The organism is Mucilaginibacter rigui, from assembly GCF_014773275.1.
In the GTDB taxonomy this organism is placed as follows: Bacteria; Bacteroidota; Bacteroidia; order Sphingobacteriales; family Sphingobacteriaceae; genus Mucilaginibacter; species Mucilaginibacter rigui_A.
This window is the reverse complement of record NZ_JACWMW010000003.1, coordinates 475,074-489,802: the sequence shown is the minus strand read 5'-3', so window position 1 is coordinate 489,802 and position 14,729 is coordinate 475,074. Positions and strand designations below refer to the sequence as shown.

General features: G+C 39.9%; 15 protein-coding genes. 9 read left to right on the top strand and 6 right to left on the bottom strand.

Going from position 1 to position 14,729, the window contains the following annotated elements; translation table 11 throughout:
- Window positions 1-187: 187 nt before the first annotated feature.
- The gene (locus IDJ75_RS15670) at window positions 188-2,425 is read left to right on the top strand and encodes a bifunctional alpha,alpha-trehalose-phosphate synthase (UDP-forming)/trehalose-phosphatase (RefSeq protein ID WP_191176564.1); all 2,238 of its coding nucleotides are present in this window, start codon (window positions 188-190) and stop codon (window positions 2,423-2,425) included.
- On the opposite strand, the gene IDJ75_RS15665 is transcribed toward IDJ75_RS15670, so the two are convergent.
- Window positions 2,418-3,515 (bottom strand): mechanosensitive ion channel family protein, encoded by a 1,098-nt coding sequence (locus IDJ75_RS15665; RefSeq protein WP_191176563.1) that lies wholly within the window; start codon window positions 3,513-3,515, stop codon window positions 2,418-2,420. The genes IDJ75_RS15670 and IDJ75_RS15665 overlap by 8 nt on opposite strands.
- 309 nt (window positions 3,516-3,824) lie before the next feature.
- Entirely contained in the window at window positions 3,825-4,067 is a 243-nt protein-coding gene (locus IDJ75_RS15660; protein ID WP_191176562.1) for a hypothetical protein, read from the bottom strand.
- Between the two features lie 412 nt (window positions 4,068-4,479).
- Between IDJ75_RS15660 and IDJ75_RS15655 the strand changes: the two genes are divergently transcribed.
- The 7 genes from IDJ75_RS15655 to IDJ75_RS15625 all read left to right on the top strand — a co-directional run bounded on the left by IDJ75_RS15655 (window position 4,480) and on the right by IDJ75_RS15625 (window position 8,674).
- Complete coding sequence (locus IDJ75_RS15655) at window positions 4,480-4,899, top strand: MarR family winged helix-turn-helix transcriptional regulator (protein WP_191176561.1); 420 nt, start codon at window positions 4,480-4,482, stop codon at window positions 4,897-4,899.
- On the top strand, window positions 4,899-5,300 hold the full coding sequence (locus IDJ75_RS15650) for a DoxX family protein (RefSeq protein ID WP_191176560.1): 402 nt from the start codon (window positions 4,899-4,901) through the stop codon (window positions 5,298-5,300). The genes IDJ75_RS15655 and IDJ75_RS15650 overlap by 1 nt, the downstream gene beginning before the upstream one ends.
- A gap of 21 nt (window positions 5,301-5,321) precedes the next feature.
- Entirely contained in the window at window positions 5,322-5,999 is a 678-nt protein-coding gene (locus IDJ75_RS15645; RefSeq protein WP_191176559.1) for a type 1 glutamine amidotransferase domain-containing protein, read from the top strand.
- 24 nt (window positions 6,000-6,023) lie between these two features.
- Window positions 6,024-6,446: an organic hydroperoxide resistance protein gene (locus IDJ75_RS15640; protein WP_191176558.1), complete on the top strand. Its 423-nt coding sequence runs from the start codon at window positions 6,024-6,026 to the stop codon at window positions 6,444-6,446.
- A gap of 56 nt (window positions 6,447-6,502) precedes the next feature.
- Complete coding sequence (locus IDJ75_RS15635; protein WP_191176557.1) at window positions 6,503-7,135, top strand: nitroreductase family protein; 633 nt, start codon at window positions 6,503-6,505, stop codon at window positions 7,133-7,135.
- Between the two features lie 595 nt (window positions 7,136-7,730).
- Window positions 7,731-8,093, top strand: coding sequence for a response regulator (locus tag IDJ75_RS15630; RefSeq protein ID WP_191176556.1), 363 nt, complete (start codon window positions 7,731-7,733; stop codon window positions 8,091-8,093).
- Window positions 8,094-8,143: 50 nt separating this feature from the next.
- On the top strand, window positions 8,144-8,674 hold the full coding sequence (locus IDJ75_RS15625) for a DUF892 family protein (protein ID WP_191176555.1): 531 nt from the start codon (window positions 8,144-8,146) through the stop codon (window positions 8,672-8,674).
- Between the two features lie 463 nt (window positions 8,675-9,137).
- Here the strand turns inward: IDJ75_RS15625 and IDJ75_RS15620 are convergent, their stop codons facing one another.
- The 3 genes from IDJ75_RS15620 to IDJ75_RS15610 form a co-directional block, all read right to left on the bottom strand.
- Window positions 9,138-9,500, bottom strand: a complete 363-nt coding sequence (locus IDJ75_RS15620; RefSeq protein ID WP_191176554.1) for a response regulator — start codon at window positions 9,498-9,500, stop codon at window positions 9,138-9,140.
- A complete protein-coding gene (locus IDJ75_RS15615; RefSeq protein ID WP_224746629.1) occupies window positions 9,500-11,047 on the bottom strand; it encodes a PAS domain-containing sensor histidine kinase in 1,548 nt (515 codons plus the stop codon). Before IDJ75_RS15615 ends, IDJ75_RS15620 begins: the two co-directional genes overlap by 1 nt.
- A gap of 720 nt (window positions 11,048-11,767) precedes the next feature.
- Window positions 11,768-12,127: a winged helix-turn-helix transcriptional regulator gene (locus IDJ75_RS15610; RefSeq protein WP_191176553.1), complete on the bottom strand. Its 360-nt coding sequence runs from the start codon at window positions 12,125-12,127 to the stop codon at window positions 11,768-11,770.
- Window positions 12,128-12,259: 132 nt separating this feature from the next.
- On the opposite strand from IDJ75_RS15610, the gene IDJ75_RS15605 reads away from it, so the two are divergent.
- Window positions 12,260-13,057: an SDR family oxidoreductase gene (locus IDJ75_RS15605; protein WP_191176552.1), complete on the top strand. Its 798-nt coding sequence runs from the start codon at window positions 12,260-12,262 to the stop codon at window positions 13,055-13,057.
- Window positions 13,058-13,710: 653 nt separating this feature from the next.
- Here IDJ75_RS15605 and IDJ75_RS15600 read toward each other — a convergent pair.
- Window positions 13,711-14,607, bottom strand: coding sequence for a LysR substrate-binding domain-containing protein (locus IDJ75_RS15600; RefSeq protein WP_191176551.1), 897 nt, complete (start codon window positions 14,605-14,607; stop codon window positions 13,711-13,713).
- Window positions 14,608-14,729: the final 122 nt, after the last annotated feature.

The window sequence follows — 14,729 nt, the reverse complement described above, 5'->3', positions numbered from 1 at the left end:
AATATTCATCTATGAAGCTGAAAAGCCGCAGAGAAACCCATTTGGTTTTTCCAGGCAATTTGCAAAAACCTAATTAATGCTATCAATCGTGATCAGCTATACATAACTGTTTTTCTGCAGCCCCTCAACAAAATTTACCGTTTTATATTATATAAATATTATATAAACAATGTTAAATCAATTAACAATGAAAAAAAAATTATTCATCGTAGCAAACAGGCTACCAATTACGATCGAGATTACCGAACACCAATACACTTACAGACCATCGTCGGGTGGGTTGGTATCAGCTATAACTACCTACTTAAGTAAAAATGACAAAGATGATTTTACCGAGAAGGTCTGGGCTGGCGTGCCGGGATGCAATGAGGCCACATGGAACAGCATCACTCCAGTTAGCCAAACCGGAGATTTTAAATATTTACCAGTATTTACAAACGCTAAAAAATATGAGTTGTATTATAACGGCTTTTCAAATTCATTGCTTTGGCCCCTTTTTCATTATTTCCCATCGTTTGCTGAATATCGAACAACTAATTTTGACGCATACATAAGCGTTAACAAATTATTTGCAGCAACTCTGGCAAGCCAGGTTACAGCAAATGACGTAGTGTGGATACATGATTACCATTTGCTGCCGCTGGCAGCTATGTTAAGGGAAATGATTCCAGGTCTCACAATAGGTTTGTTTTTACATATTCCTTTCCCTGCTTATGAAATATTTCGCGTAATCCCTAAACATTGGCAACGCGAAATTTTGTCAGGTATGATGGGTGCAGATCTTATCGGTTTCCACACAGTAGAATATGCATCATACTTCCTATCCTCTGTTGAGATGACGATGAAAGCAAAATGTGACGGCAATATTATTACCTGGCAAAATAGAAAAATTAAAGTCGAGTCATTCCCGGTAAGTATTGATTTTGAACTATTCAATAACGCTTCCGAAAGGGAAGACATTAAGCTAATACAGCAAAATTATCTAACGCTTAAAGGCGATAACAAAATGATTTTCTCGGTAGATCGGTTAGATTACACTAAAGGAATTCAAAACAGGTTAAGGGGCTTTAAAAAATTCCTGGATAAAAACCCGGACTATATAGGCAAAGTTGTATTTGCCCTTATTGTGGTTCCATCAAGAGATGGCATAAAAAAATATGCGGAAAGGAAAAAGGAGATAGACGAATTTATCGCAAACCTAAACAGTACCGTAGGCACCCTAAGCTGGCAGCCGATAATTTATCAATATAACCATCTGAGTTTTGAAGAATTAGTAGCACTTTATACAACGTGCGACCTGGCACTTATTACTCCGCTACGCGATGGCATGAACCTGGTTGCAAAGGAATTTGTAGCCAGCAGAAAGGATGAGCGAAGTGTATTGGTGTTGAGCGAAATGGCCGGAGCTGCAAAGGAGCTAACTGATGCTTTGCTAATTAACCCAAACGACATTTCAGAAATTGCAGCTATGATAAAGCAGGCGATTGAAATGGATACTGATGAACAGGCACAACGTATGCAGGCCATGCAAACGCGCATTAAACAATACGACGTTGTTACCTGGGCAACAGATTTCTTTGATCAACTACAGGAAACCAAAAAATTACAAGTAGAATTCAACATAAAAATGATAGACAGTTTTTCTCGGGCAACGATTCTAAAAAATTATGCGCGGGCTAAAAAGCGTTTATTATTATTCGATTATGATGGAACCCTGGTTCCGTTTTCTAAGCAGCCAGCGTTAGCGTCCCCTCCAGATAAAGTGATAGAAATTTTAAGTCAACTCTCTGCAATCCCGGAGAACGAAGTTGTTATCATAAGCGGGCGCGATAGTGCAACGTTGGAAAAATGGCTGGGAAAGTTGCCTGTGGGACTAATTGCAGAACATGGTGCTAAAATGCGCCTTAAGCAATTGAGTTGGGAGAATAAAGTTCATGCAGACAATAATCACTGGATGCATTCCATTGAAGCCATAATGAATAAATATGTATCTAAATGCCCAAATTCATTTATCGAAAAAAAGGAATTTGCATTAGCCTGGCACTATCGCAACGCCGATATTTCTCAGGGTGACTTGCGGGCCAAAGAATTATATGAAAATTTAATTGAGCAGACATACTCATTGCCGCTAAGCGTCTTAAATGGTCATAAAGTTATAGAGGTAAGAAACAAGGGGGTTAGTAAAGGAATTTCTACGTTAGAATTGTTATCGAAGGATAAATATGACTTTATACTCTGCATGGGCGACGATCAGACCGATGAAGATATGTTTAAAGCATTAACCGATGTTGACAACTCCTATACTATAAAAGTTGGGCAGGATGCAACTTTTGCCCAATACAACCTGCAGTCGCCTTATCTAGTGCAGTCATTTTTAGATACTATTATTTCATATCCAAAAGAACCGGTTGATTTGATTAAATAGGTAAATTTTCGTTATGGTGAATACCCTCTGTTTTACGATATCGGACGGTTGGTAAGCTACCGGGGAAATTGTTTTGTACAAATTTAATAAGGTGTTCCCTAACCATGCATCTTAAATCAAACGCATCTGAAGAATTTCGGGCGCTTACGAGTGCCCGAAGTTCTACAGTATGTTCTTTACTGTCTGTAACTTGGAGGATACCTACCCGCTTATCCCAAAGAACATTGGTTTCTAAAAACTTGCTTAACGCCTCTCTAAGCAAATCTATTGGTACTGCATAATCCATATGGAGGAAAACTGTTCCTAAGATCTGCGAGGTTGAACGTGTCCAATTTTGAAAAGGTTTTTCGATAAAGTAATTGATCGGCAAGATCAGGCGTCGCTGATCCCAAATATTAAGAACTACATAGGTAAGGGTAATTTCTTCAACACGCCCCCACTCGCCTTCAACAACAAGCACATCGTCAATCCTTATCGGCTGCGTGAAAGCGATCTGAAAGCCGGCCAGTAAATTGCCTAAAGATTTCTGTGCGGCAAAACCTATAATAATCCCACTTATACCTACTCCGGTTAGTAACCCGGCACCTAATTTTCTAACATTATCAAAAGTTAATAATATAACAGATGCAGCGATCAAAATCACCGTTACTTTTATTATCTGCCTTATAAATTGCATTTGCGTCCGTATTTTACGCTCTTTCAAATTATCGCTTTTATTCAAATCATAGAGGTGATAGACATAATCTTCAAAAACGTTAAATGCTTTGAACAGAAGATGTGAAAAAGAAATAATTAAAATAATGCTTAACCATCTGCTTGCGAAAATTATATAGGTGTTCTTTAAAGCAATAAACGGCAATAAAACCTGGAGGGTTAATATTGGTATAAAATGGTTTAACGGACGGCTTAAGTGAGTGAGGATAGAGTGCGGAAATGAATATCGGATGTCGTCTTTTTTATGATACCTGCCTAAAATAAAAGTAATAATACTTTTAAATAGTAAACCAATTAAAAGCACAAACGCAATTATAATTGAATTCCATAGCCAAAAGGGCAGTTGTTTTGATATTTCAATTAGTCGAAAATTCATTATTAAAAGAGATAATTAATAAATCGGGACCCGGTAAATATCAACAGAAATAACCCGCTCCCCTACATTTATAATTCTCACAAGGATGAGAATGTTTAAAGATGAACACTTTGTATTGTTAATTCTCAGATCCAGGCTATGGATCGCGAGGCTTAATTAACTTAACTGGTTAAGTGCAGAAATTTTTTATAGCCAAAGAGATTTTGGACGCCTCATTTGATGTGATAGGCCGCAAAATGAGCGGCCTATCACATTATTAAAATTAGTCATTGATTAAACCAGTTCACGTGTATAAATCGATTATTTTGTTTAACTCAACAACTTTGCTTTGCCTTTTTCACTATCTATTGATATATAGAGGAAAATGGAACCAAATAACAACATAACACCCCCAAAATACGGGGGAATTTTAACAGACCATCCGCCGTTAAGGGTTGTGATGGAAGCGGAACCTCCGCTATCATCTGGGTTTTGATGACTTTTGTAAAAAACGCTACCACCAATTATCAGTAATAATCCGACGGCAATCAAAATGATGCTTAACTTTTTCATAATTGTAAATAAATTAAAACCTGCCGGGAAAGCGATAAATTTGACTTTCAAAAATGGGTCGCTAAGCGATAGGGTTACTAAGACTACACATGGCAGCGCATAATGTTTGCTGTAATTATTATGCTTAATTAGTTCGGGTTAATACAAAAAGTAGCCAGAGACTATTTATTAATTAATTCATGATTTTATTTATTATTTAAATCATTTAGCTGTCTAACTATAAGTTGTATTTCATCATATTGCTCAGACTCAATTGCCACTTAGCACAAATAAAGTTCACAGGTAAATGATATCAGTTCATCAAATTGGCCTATTGCATGTTAGTTTGACTTAATTAACAGCAGAAATACAATATAAAAATTGCAAAATTATATTTTGCAAAACATTTTTACCCTTATCTTGTTAAATAAAAATGGAAGATTTACTGAAGCTTGAAAATCAGATCTGTTTCCCCGCGTATGCGTTCTCCAGAAACCTGACTAATTTGTACAGGCCATTGCTGGCTCAGCTTGATATCACCTATCCGCAGTATTTGGTATTAATGGTATTGTGGGAGCATAAAACGCAAACTGTAAATCAGTTAGGCGAAAAGCTCTACCTGGATACAGGAACGCTTACTCCGCTACTAAAAAGACTGGAACAGAAAGGATTGATAAACCGTACCCGGGGCAAACATGATGAGCGCGTGGTGATGATTTCTTTAACAACTTCAGGCGCCCAATTAAAAGAAAAGGCAAAGCATATCCCGATGGAATTAGTTAAATGCGCTAATGTATCAATGGACGAACTTCTGCAACTGAAAACCCTTTTAAATAAAGTTTTAGATAAATAATGCGTACTACCAAAATACAAAATATTGCCCGTATAGTTCTGGGGGCTTTCTTAACCTTCGCAGGAGCAAGTCACCTCACTTTTAACCGGACGGAATTTTTAGCACAGGTACCCAAATGGCTTCCTATCAACCCCGACTTAACAGTTATTTTATCGGGTGGTGTAGAGGTATTTTTGGGTTTAGCCCTTATTTTTGCGATCAGGTACAAAAGATGGGTTGGGATTACTGCGGCCATTTTCTTTGTACTCATTTTCCCCGGCAATATCTCACAATACGTTAATAAAGTAAACGCCTTCGGCCTTAATACCGATAATGCACGGCTTATAAGACTCTTTTTTCAACCGGTCCTTATCCTATGGGCGCTTTGGAGTACCAACGCTCTCAAAAAGAACAATCAATAATATAACATTAAAACATCACCAATGAAAATTTTATTTGTAGTTACATCACACGATGAATTAGGCAGTACCGGCCACAAAACCGGTTTTTGGGTAGAGGAATTTGCCGCACCGTATTATAAATTCACTGACGCCGGTTATGAGGTAGTGGTAGCCACCCCTAAGGGTGGCCAGGCACCTATTGACCCCAACAGCGAAGCACCTTCTGCGCAAACTGAGGCTACCAAACGTTATTATAATGATGCAAAAGTACAGGATGTGATAGCTCACACCCATAAGCTTGACGAGATAAAAGCGTCGGATTTTGATGCGGTATTTTACCCGGGTGGCCATGGCCCGCTTTGGGACCTGGCTAATGATGCAAAATCTGCACAATTGATACTCGACTTTTATAACGCCGGTAAATTAGTAGGTGCAGTTTGTCATGCACCCGGCGTATTCAAGAATGTAAAATTTGATAATGGCGAACCTTTTGTTAAAGGTAAAAACGTAACCGGTTTTACGAATACAGAAGAAGCGGCAGTAAAACTGACCGATGTTGTACCGTTTTTAGTTGAAGATGAATTGAAAAGCCTGGGCGGAAACTATAGCAAAACCGACGACTGGGGCATACATGTGGTTGAAGATGGTTTACTAATAACCGGGCAAAACCCTGCTTCGTCAGAAGGTGTTGCCGAAAAGATGATCGCCCGTTTAAAATAATAATAAAGAGACCATTTTAATAAAATGAAAACATTATATACAGCGGATGCAACCGCAACCGGGGGCCGCAACGGCCATGTAAAAAGCACTAACGGCGTATTAGACCTGGAAGTTAGGATGCCCAAAGCACTTGGCGGTGCCGATGACGACCATACCAATCCCGAGCAATTATTTGCGGCAGGTTATGCAGCCTGTTTTGACAGTGCCCTTAATTTAGTGATCAAACAAGAGAAGGCTATTACCGGAAGCACCGCTGTTACTGCAAAGGTAAGCATCGGGCAAAACGATGCCGGAGGTTTCGGCCTTGCCGTAGAGCTTGATGTTAATATCAGCGGTGCGGAACTTGAAAAAGCTAAAGAATTGGTAGATAAAGCGCATCAGGTATGCCCCTACTCTAACGCCACCCGTGGTAATATAGAGGTAAGATTAGCGGTTACCAATAATTAAAAACTTAACTGCGGACTTTACACTCGTAAATCCGCAGTTTTTTAAATTTATATACAATGTCATTAATAGAAGACCTGAAGTGGAGATATGCCACTAAGAAATACGACCCGACAAAAAAAGTAAGCCGGGAAGATATAGATAAAATTGTTGAAGCCGCACGGTTAGCGCCCACTTCATCAGGCTTGCAGCAGTTCCGTGTACTGGTTGTATCCAATCAGGAAATCAAGAAAAAACTTGCACCAAGCTCCCTTAACCCCGAGGTGATGGTTGATTGTTCACACGTGCTGGTTTTTGCAGCCTGGGACAGGTATACAGCCGAAAGGATAGATAACATTTATGATCGAATTACCGATGAGAGAGGCTTGCCTCAAGGCAGGTTCAGCAGCTATACTGATAAGATCAAAAACATTTATCTGAATGAACCTGCGGAGCAAAACTTCGTACATACTGCCCGTCAATCCTACATCGCCTTTGCGATGGCTATTGCACAAGCAGCCGAACTTAAGATAGATAGTACCCCGGCTGAAGGATTTGACAGTAATTTAGTTGATGAGTTGCTTGACCTTAAATCTTTAGGGCTTAAAAGTGTTGTTCTGTTGTACTTAGGTTACCGTGATGAAAACGATTGGCTTGCACCAATGAAAAAGGTGCGAAACCCAATTGAAGACTTTGTGATAGAAATTAAATAAGATAAATATCTCGATAACCTGTTAAGGTTAATTTTTAACAGGTTATTGAGTTTTATCTATGCTGTATTTTATTGATACAGCATTTCATTAAATAACTAACTTTTTTCGTGAATATTCATTACTACGCCCAATCTCACGAGTTTGGATATCAGGCTTAGCATAGACTAACCTTCCGAGCGTAATACGTATTAGTTTCTGCGGCTGTAATTGTCCCGCTTTGTGATGATCGGTCATGCCAGTAGCTTCTATCAGGCTTTCATCTATGAGTATGCATTATCTTCCTATCATGATGATGGTGCCGTTTAAAAGGTTAGTTATCCCTGCCTGATTTTCTTTTCCTAATAAATGAGTGCACGGAAACAGTGGCCCTACTTTTCTTGCATAACTTCCGGATAGTAGTTGGGAGTGTTCCTGCTATTAAATTCCATACACAAAGTGAGTTATAGTCTACACTTAGCAGTGTTATCATTTTATAAATTTCATTACAGGCAATATTAGTGCATCACTTTTAACCAAAGTTGCCCTAATGGCGATTTATTTTAAATTTCACCTTTAAAATCTTTAATAGGGATCGATTATTGCATCTTTCTCATTTATGAACAAAAGGATACTGATTATTGATGACGACGAAGATATTCTGGATATCCTGCATGTCGTTTTTAAAAACGATGGATTTAACGTTGTTATATCTAATACTGGTGAAGCGGCAAACCAAATCCATTTGATCAATCCTGATCTGATTTTATTAGATGTTCGCATCGAAGGGTCGGCCAAAAGAGGTGACGAGATTTGTGCAGAGATCAAGGCGCAGTCTGCTTTTAAAAATTTGCCCGTAGTTTTGGTTTCTGCTGAGACCGATCTGGCGATGCTTGCGAATGGGTGTGGGGCTGACTTTTACATAAAAAAGCCTTTTGATATCTATGATTTGCTGATACAGGTTAAAAAACGGTTGGCTTGATTGCGTCCAAATCTTTTCATTAATTGTACATTTGTTTTTAATCTCACCTAATGGAAAATAATAAAGACCGTTCAGTACCTGGAAAAATCACTCTTGGTGATAAAAAACTGCAAATATATTTCATTAATAATCTTGACAAAATTTACCAGGCAAAACTACATTTGGTAAAACACCTGCCTGAGATTGCTGACGAAGCACATTTTACTGATCTCCGACATGCTATTTTGGAAACATTGGAAGATGTTGAAAGGCAATTAGCCCGAATGGACATCATTTATACTATGCTGGATGCAGAAAATGGAAAAGGCAATTGTAACGGATTAATAGGCTTGGTGGATGATGCATTTGCTGATATCAAATTGCATAGTAAAGAGCCTGCGCTACGCGATATGTCCATCGCCTTCTACATGCAAAATATTGAAAGTATGGAAATGGCGTCGTTTCAGGTGCTGGAAATGGCAGCCGTTAAATTAAAAAATAAGCAAGTTAAACAGCTTATTAAAGAAAATTATGATGAGGCTAAAGCCGACCGGACATTATTGCTGCTGATAACCGCTAAATATGTAATGGCTAAAGATTAGGTTACAAGATTGTTGGTGGCAGGAATAGATTATCCACCTTGGCAACAATATTGCCCAAGGGAGTGTTCGGTGACCGCCTGGAATAAATAGAAGAATCTTCCGATCAGTAAATTAACATCAATAATACCGCCATTTGGACCATTTCTTTTCTGACAATTTACAGGCATGATCATCAGGCTATTTAAGGTTACAGAGGCGGTTTACGCAGTTACCCGGGCCGTGTTATATTTACCTTTCAATTGATCAAGCCTGCAGCGACGCTATCGGGTAATGTAAGAGACCGGATGTATACTTATTTCTTCGCGGAACGATGCTGCCTACACAATCCGCCCATGAAGAAAAGCTTTTTGACTGGCTGTCCGCACATGCTACAGTAATGGGCGAAGCGTTCTCCGGGCCGACTGCTTCTATCGATCTATCTCTTTGGCGTTTGGTCACCTCTAATTACCTGTAAATAGCTTTGTTAATTTAAATATTGGTGGATCCTCTGCAATAAAAAATCAAGATCAAAGGGTTTGGACATAAATTCCGTCGCCCCGGCCTCTTCTGCGATCTTCTGGCCATCCCGACTGGCCGAAATGACGATCACTGGCAGTTCATGCGTTTGCGGGTTATTACGCAGGCTTCTGAGCACCTGATCCCCCGATAAGACTGGCATCCATAAATCCAGTAATAAAAGATCTGGATGCTCCCTTTCTATCGTTTCATAAATATTTAAACTATTCTGAACCGGAATAATAGTATAACCGCTGCCTTCCAAAATAATCGCCAGCATTTCTAAAATGCCTTCGTCATCATCACAAATCAAAATTGTCTTGGTATACATCAGGCAGCATGTTTATTTAAAGGAAGTGTGAAACTAAATACCGAACCCTGGCCGAGTTCGCTCTCTACCCAAAGTGTACCTCCGTGGTTTTTAATTATCTGGTCGCAAATATATAATCCTATCCCCATTCCCGGAAACCGCTGTTGAATATCCCCAACGCGATAAAAGCGGTCAAAGATCTTTTTGTGATCTTCCACCCGGATCCCCATCCCGCGGTCTTTAACAGATAGCTTTACAAAATTGCTCACGCGGGAAAGATACACATCGATCTCTTTATGGTCCGGAGCGTATTTAATGGCATTGGATAATAGGTTATTGATGACCTGCACAATGTGAGATTCATCTGCGGACACATTTTCATTGGTACTGCCGGATATTTTGATTTGATGGGACTTGGTCGCTACCTGAATAGTTTCTACTGCTTCATGCACTGCCTTGTCAAAATCGAACAAGTCCTTGTGAAGCTCTATATTGCCGGTTTGGATACGGGATACATCCAACAATTCTGCGATCAGATTATTCAGGCGGTCTACATACACACCTGTCTTATCCAGCACAGAACTGAATTTTTCATCCAACCCCGGAGGTACCATGCGCTGCATAATTTGTACCAGCCCTTTAATGGTAGTCAGCGGGGTTTTTAGTTCATGACTGGCTATAGACAGAAAATCATCTTTTCGCCTTTCTATCTCCCGGCGGTCAGTAATATCTTCAATAGCGATCAGGATACGGTCTTTATACTGGCCTTCCAGCTCGATACGGTGCGCATTCAGGATCATTAATTTCTTACCAATATATGGAAAGTCATGCTCTACTTCAAACTCTTCGACGGGATTATTGGTGGGCAAAATACTTTCCAGCAGTTCTTTTAACGCGGGAATATTCCACTGTCCGTTCCCCAGCTCATACAACAACCTCCCCTCCGTGTCTTCGGTTGTCACTTTGAAAGTTTTCAGGAAATGATCGTTAACGCTGAGAACCTTAAATTCTGGATTTAAAACAATCAGGCTTTCCCTAACGGTCTGCACTATACTGGCCAGGTAATCTTCGTTTTCTTTCAGGCTTTGTGTGCGTTCCGCCACACGCTTTTCCATCAGTTCTTGCTGCTTACGCAGATCCTGTTCAGCCTTTTTTCGAAGAGATACATCATTTTGAACCCCGATAAAGTAATTTACTTTTCCGTTTTCATCCTTGATGGGTGACATAAATAGCTCATTATAAAAAAAGGTGCCATCTTTTTTATAATTACGGATATCTACAACGCAATTTTTTCCATTTTTGATCGCATCCCGCAATATTGCCCGCTCTTTCTGGTCGCGGTCCTCTTTCTGCAAAAAACGACAATTATGTCCTATTATCTCGCTTCGGTCGTAACCGGTAATTATCTCAAACGCTTTATTACAATAAATAATAGGATTATCCGGTAAGCGGTTATCTGTTAATATGATTCCCGAAATTGAAGCATCCAGAGCTTTTAAAAGCAGATTAAAATCTTCTCGAGTTGTCTCGTTAGAGAGATCGAATGCGCCGTTTTGTAAACTGTTCAAGTCGATTAAATTTATAGTTAATGATTTGGGGTTATATACAAATTCCCTGCCAGTAGAGTTAAGTTTTTATAAAAGGACAGATTTTTAAGAAAAAAACACCACCACAAAAGTTGACCTGATCATGTGGGCATTTCGGAGATATGTTACCCCCTATCCCGTGTCAAAACTTACACCCTTTTTGCTGGCAAATATATTCGGCCGATGCTTTAGTAGCATAAACAACGATAATTATTACCAATTTCAATTTATCCTGCCGTCGTACAAGTTATAAATATCTTTGCAACCTGATAATTCCATGTACCTATTGCTCTTACTTCGCGGCGATAACCCCTTTTAAGTAATACATGCGATAAAACAACCAGTGATTGCTTTTTGTTAGTTATACATCATACTTACCCTTCTGGACATTTATCGTGATTACCTGGAGTGTTTGAACCGGCAAGCATGGGGCGAGCTGCAAATTTTTGTTGCTGAATATTTGTGTTACAATGATCAGGAAATAGGTTTGACCGGATACCAATCGATGCTGAAACAGAATTATAGGGACATCCCTAACCTTTATTTCCGGGCGGAACTGAGATCGTTATGACCTCTTGTTGGGCCCATCCGGATCTTCTACCGGGGCGCACTGCACGTGAAAATATCAGGCCGAAGACTAGGCAAAGTATAAACGGGCAGTGAAAATATAGCCGCTATTACTGTATGATCGAAGTAGGGTTATCATCTTACTATTGGATCCCAAGTACCCCGCTGTTCCGGCGGTGCGATATGATTTCCCCAGTCATACATAGCTTTCAGCACCGGAATAAGCGTTTTGCCCAGTTCGCTTAACTCGTATTCCACCCGCGGCGGTTTTTCCATATAAGTATGACGGATAATCAGTCCATCCTCTTCCAGTTCCTTCAATTGCTGACTGAGTATTTTGCGTGAAATATCAGCCATTTGCACACAGAGCTTGCCAAACCGGACCTTCCCCCCGTTCAGCAAGCGCACCAGTATAATTGGTTTCCATTTGTTCCCGATGTAACCTACCGTTCTTACAACAGCGCAGTTTTCGGGATTTTGCAACATCTTTCTCATTTGTTAGTTACCAATAGGTTACCACTATTTTGCTTTAGTTACCTGCTGGTAACCACTAATAGCAGTAATGCCTTCAAATATAAGCCATTTGCTTTAGTTTCTTTGTGAAACAAAAGTAATTATCATAAAAATATGGAAACACAGAAGCAACAGATTAAAGACCTTGAAGGAAAAATAGCACTGGTAACAGGCGGCACCAAAGGTATAGGTAAAGCGATAACCGCAAGACTATTACAGGCCGGAGCAACCGTAATTGTTACAGCAAGGAATGAGCCGGATGAGCATAATAAGCTGTATCATTTTATTACTGCCGATCTGGCTAAGCGTGAAGATATAGAGAAAGTTGCTGCAGAGATCAGCGAGCGATTTGGCGGTGTTGATATTCTTATCAACAACATGGGGGCGAACATTTTTCCCGGCGGCGGCTTCGGTACGCTTGCTGACGAGCACTGGTATCAGGCGCTGGAGATCAACCTGCTATCTTCGGTGCGGTTAGACCGCGCCTTATTACCAAAAATGCTGGAAAATAAGAGCGGTGTGATCATCCACATCTCTTCTACAAGCGGGCAGTTCCCCATCTGGGAGTCGACTATGGCCTACAGTGCGGCCAAAGCGGCGCTAAATTCCTACAGTAAATCGCTGGCCGATGAAGCTGGCCCGCATGGCGTCCGCGTACTTACCGTTTCTCCCGGGCTAAATAAAACAGAAGCGATGTCGGATTTTTTGGGTCAGCTGGCAGCCAAAGAGGGTATCACGTTTGATAAGATGACCCAAAGGCTCTTTGACCGTGTTGGAGGGGTACCGCTGGGCAGAATGGCTGAACCGGAAGAAACGGCCGAGCTTATTTACTTCCTGGCATCACCAAAAGCATCTTATATCAGCGGAGCGAATTATTTTATTGACGGGGGTAATTTTCCGGTTGTGAAATAACGCTTAACTGGCTATTGGACTTTTGACATTTACAGTCTTAAGCGGACTTGTTGGATCATTAGCAACCGGGTCTAAAGGTTAGTTAAATTAAAAGAGGGTCGCCAGTTCGTGCAACCCTTTTCATAAATTTCTATGCCGGGGTCTGGTACCATCGGGGTGATAAGCTGATCGTAACAATAAAGATTTCAAACGATTCAAGAGGCAGCGCCTATAGCCATTTAATATTCCATTACTACTATTTTTGCCGCAGCAGATCAGAGGGCGAAAGGTGGGATTGCTTTTTAAAGATAAAGGAAAAATGCGATAAGGTTTCAAAGCCCGGTTCCACAAATATATCAGATGGCCTCTGATTTTTCTTTTCGATGCCATCCCGGACAAAAGGCCGAGTGGGCCTGATCGGTGCGGCCTACTAATTGAAATATTTTCATGATGATTTCATTTTTGTTATACTCAAAGATCCACCATATAGCCCTCCCATTTACATCGTAAAAAGGCATCGACAATAACCATAAGTTATTCGATTTACTACCATTTGAGGACAATAGTTATTGAACACTTTAAAAAAATAACGGATAACTACTCGAAAGACAGACTGCAAATCCCTGAAAGGCATATTGTTTTATTAGAAGCCCCCTAAAAGCCCGGCAATAGCTTTAATCCCGTCGGTAGGTCTTGGCGAAACGCATAAACAATTCAGCCAAAGATGATGGTTGACCATGTGGTTGAATAAAGTAGAATGGCCGTTCAATGACCAAATCTTTAATATCTATTATTTTAAGGGTATTTGTCTTAAGCTCATTCAATATAGACTGAATTGAAAGAAAGGCGAAACAATTACTATGCAATAAGTATGATTTGATACTTTCTGTGCCACCTAATTGCATCTCTGTTTGAAGATCTGATATTTTAATGCTAAATTGCTTAAGTGCATGGGCGATTACATCCAGTGTGCCTGATCCTGGTTCGCGTAGTAAGAGCGGCATACTTTTTAACTCTTCTGGTTTTATAGCGTCTTTTTTAATCGTTTTATTTTTTATACTACAAACCAGCACCAGTTCATCTGCTATAAATTCCTGGTATTTGAGCTGCGGATTACGACGAATTCCTTCTACAATACCGAGTTCAATGTCTTTATTTACCAGCGCCTGTTCTATTTGCTCAGTATTCCCGGTAACCAAATTAACTTGCACATCTTTAAATTTTTGATGAAATTGAGCGAGAACCGGCGGTATCACATACTGCGAAACGGTATTGCTGCCACCAATACGGAGTGTGCCTGCATGTTGTTTCACCAGCAGGTTCATATCAAACTCCAGTTCTTTGTAGACCGATAATAGCTTGTCTGCATATTGCAATAGCATTTCACCGCCGGGTGTTAAAACGATTTTCTTATTTCCGCTGCGTTCAAATAACGATGTTTTATAGGCGGCCTCCAATTCTTTAATATGTTTAGTTACCGCAGGCTGGCTAATGTATAATTCTGCCGAGGCTTTGGTAAAATTTAACCTTTTGGCTACGGTATAAAAAACCTGTAATCGAAAATCTAACATTTGAATGTTTTTAAAATAAGTTTAAGCTACTCTTTCATTTCTTAGTATCAAAGGAAACACCAAAATGCGAATACTAATATAATTGCTATGATATTAATTGTTTTGCCCTAATAAAATTGTCT

Coding starts and splice junctions, on each gene's coding strand:
- IDJ75_RS15610 (WP_191176553.1), bottom strand. CDS start 12,127: ATGAGAAAGATGTTGCAAAATCCCGAAAACTGCGCTGTTGTAAGAACG.
- IDJ75_RS15630 (WP_191176556.1), top strand. CDS start 7,731: ATGAACAAAAGGATACTGATTATTGATGACGACGAAGATATTCTGGAT.
- IDJ75_RS15640 (WP_191176558.1), top strand. CDS start 6,024: ATGAAAACATTATATACAGCGGATGCAACCGCAACCGGGGGCCGCAAC.
- IDJ75_RS15660 (WP_191176562.1), bottom strand. CDS start 4,067: ATGAAAAAGTTAAGCATCATTTTGATTGCCGTCGGATTATTACTGATA.
- IDJ75_RS15625 (WP_191176555.1), top strand. CDS start 8,144: ATGGAAAATAATAAAGACCGTTCAGTACCTGGAAAAATCACTCTTGGT.
- IDJ75_RS15645 (WP_191176559.1), top strand. CDS start 5,322: ATGAAAATTTTATTTGTAGTTACATCACACGATGAATTAGGCAGTACC.
- IDJ75_RS15620 (WP_191176554.1), bottom strand. CDS start 9,500: ATGTATACCAAGACAATTTTGATTTGTGATGATGACGAAGGCATTTTA.
- IDJ75_RS15670 (WP_191176564.1), top strand. CDS start 188: ATGAAAAAAAAATTATTCATCGTAGCAAACAGGCTACCAATTACGATC.
- IDJ75_RS15605 (WP_191176552.1), top strand. CDS start 12,260: ATGGAAACACAGAAGCAACAGATTAAAGACCTTGAAGGAAAAATAGCA.
- IDJ75_RS15655 (WP_191176561.1), top strand. CDS start 4,480: ATGGAAGATTTACTGAAGCTTGAAAATCAGATCTGTTTCCCCGCGTAT.
- IDJ75_RS15665 (WP_191176563.1), bottom strand. CDS start 3,515: ATGAATTTTCGACTAATTGAAATATCAAAACAACTGCCCTTTTGGCTA.
- IDJ75_RS15650 (WP_191176560.1), top strand. CDS start 4,899: ATGCGTACTACCAAAATACAAAATATTGCCCGTATAGTTCTGGGGGCT.
- IDJ75_RS15635 (WP_191176557.1), top strand. CDS start 6,503: ATGTCATTAATAGAAGACCTGAAGTGGAGATATGCCACTAAGAAATAC.
- IDJ75_RS15600 (WP_191176551.1), bottom strand. CDS start 14,607: ATGTTAGATTTTCGATTACAGGTTTTTTATACCGTAGCCAAAAGGTTA.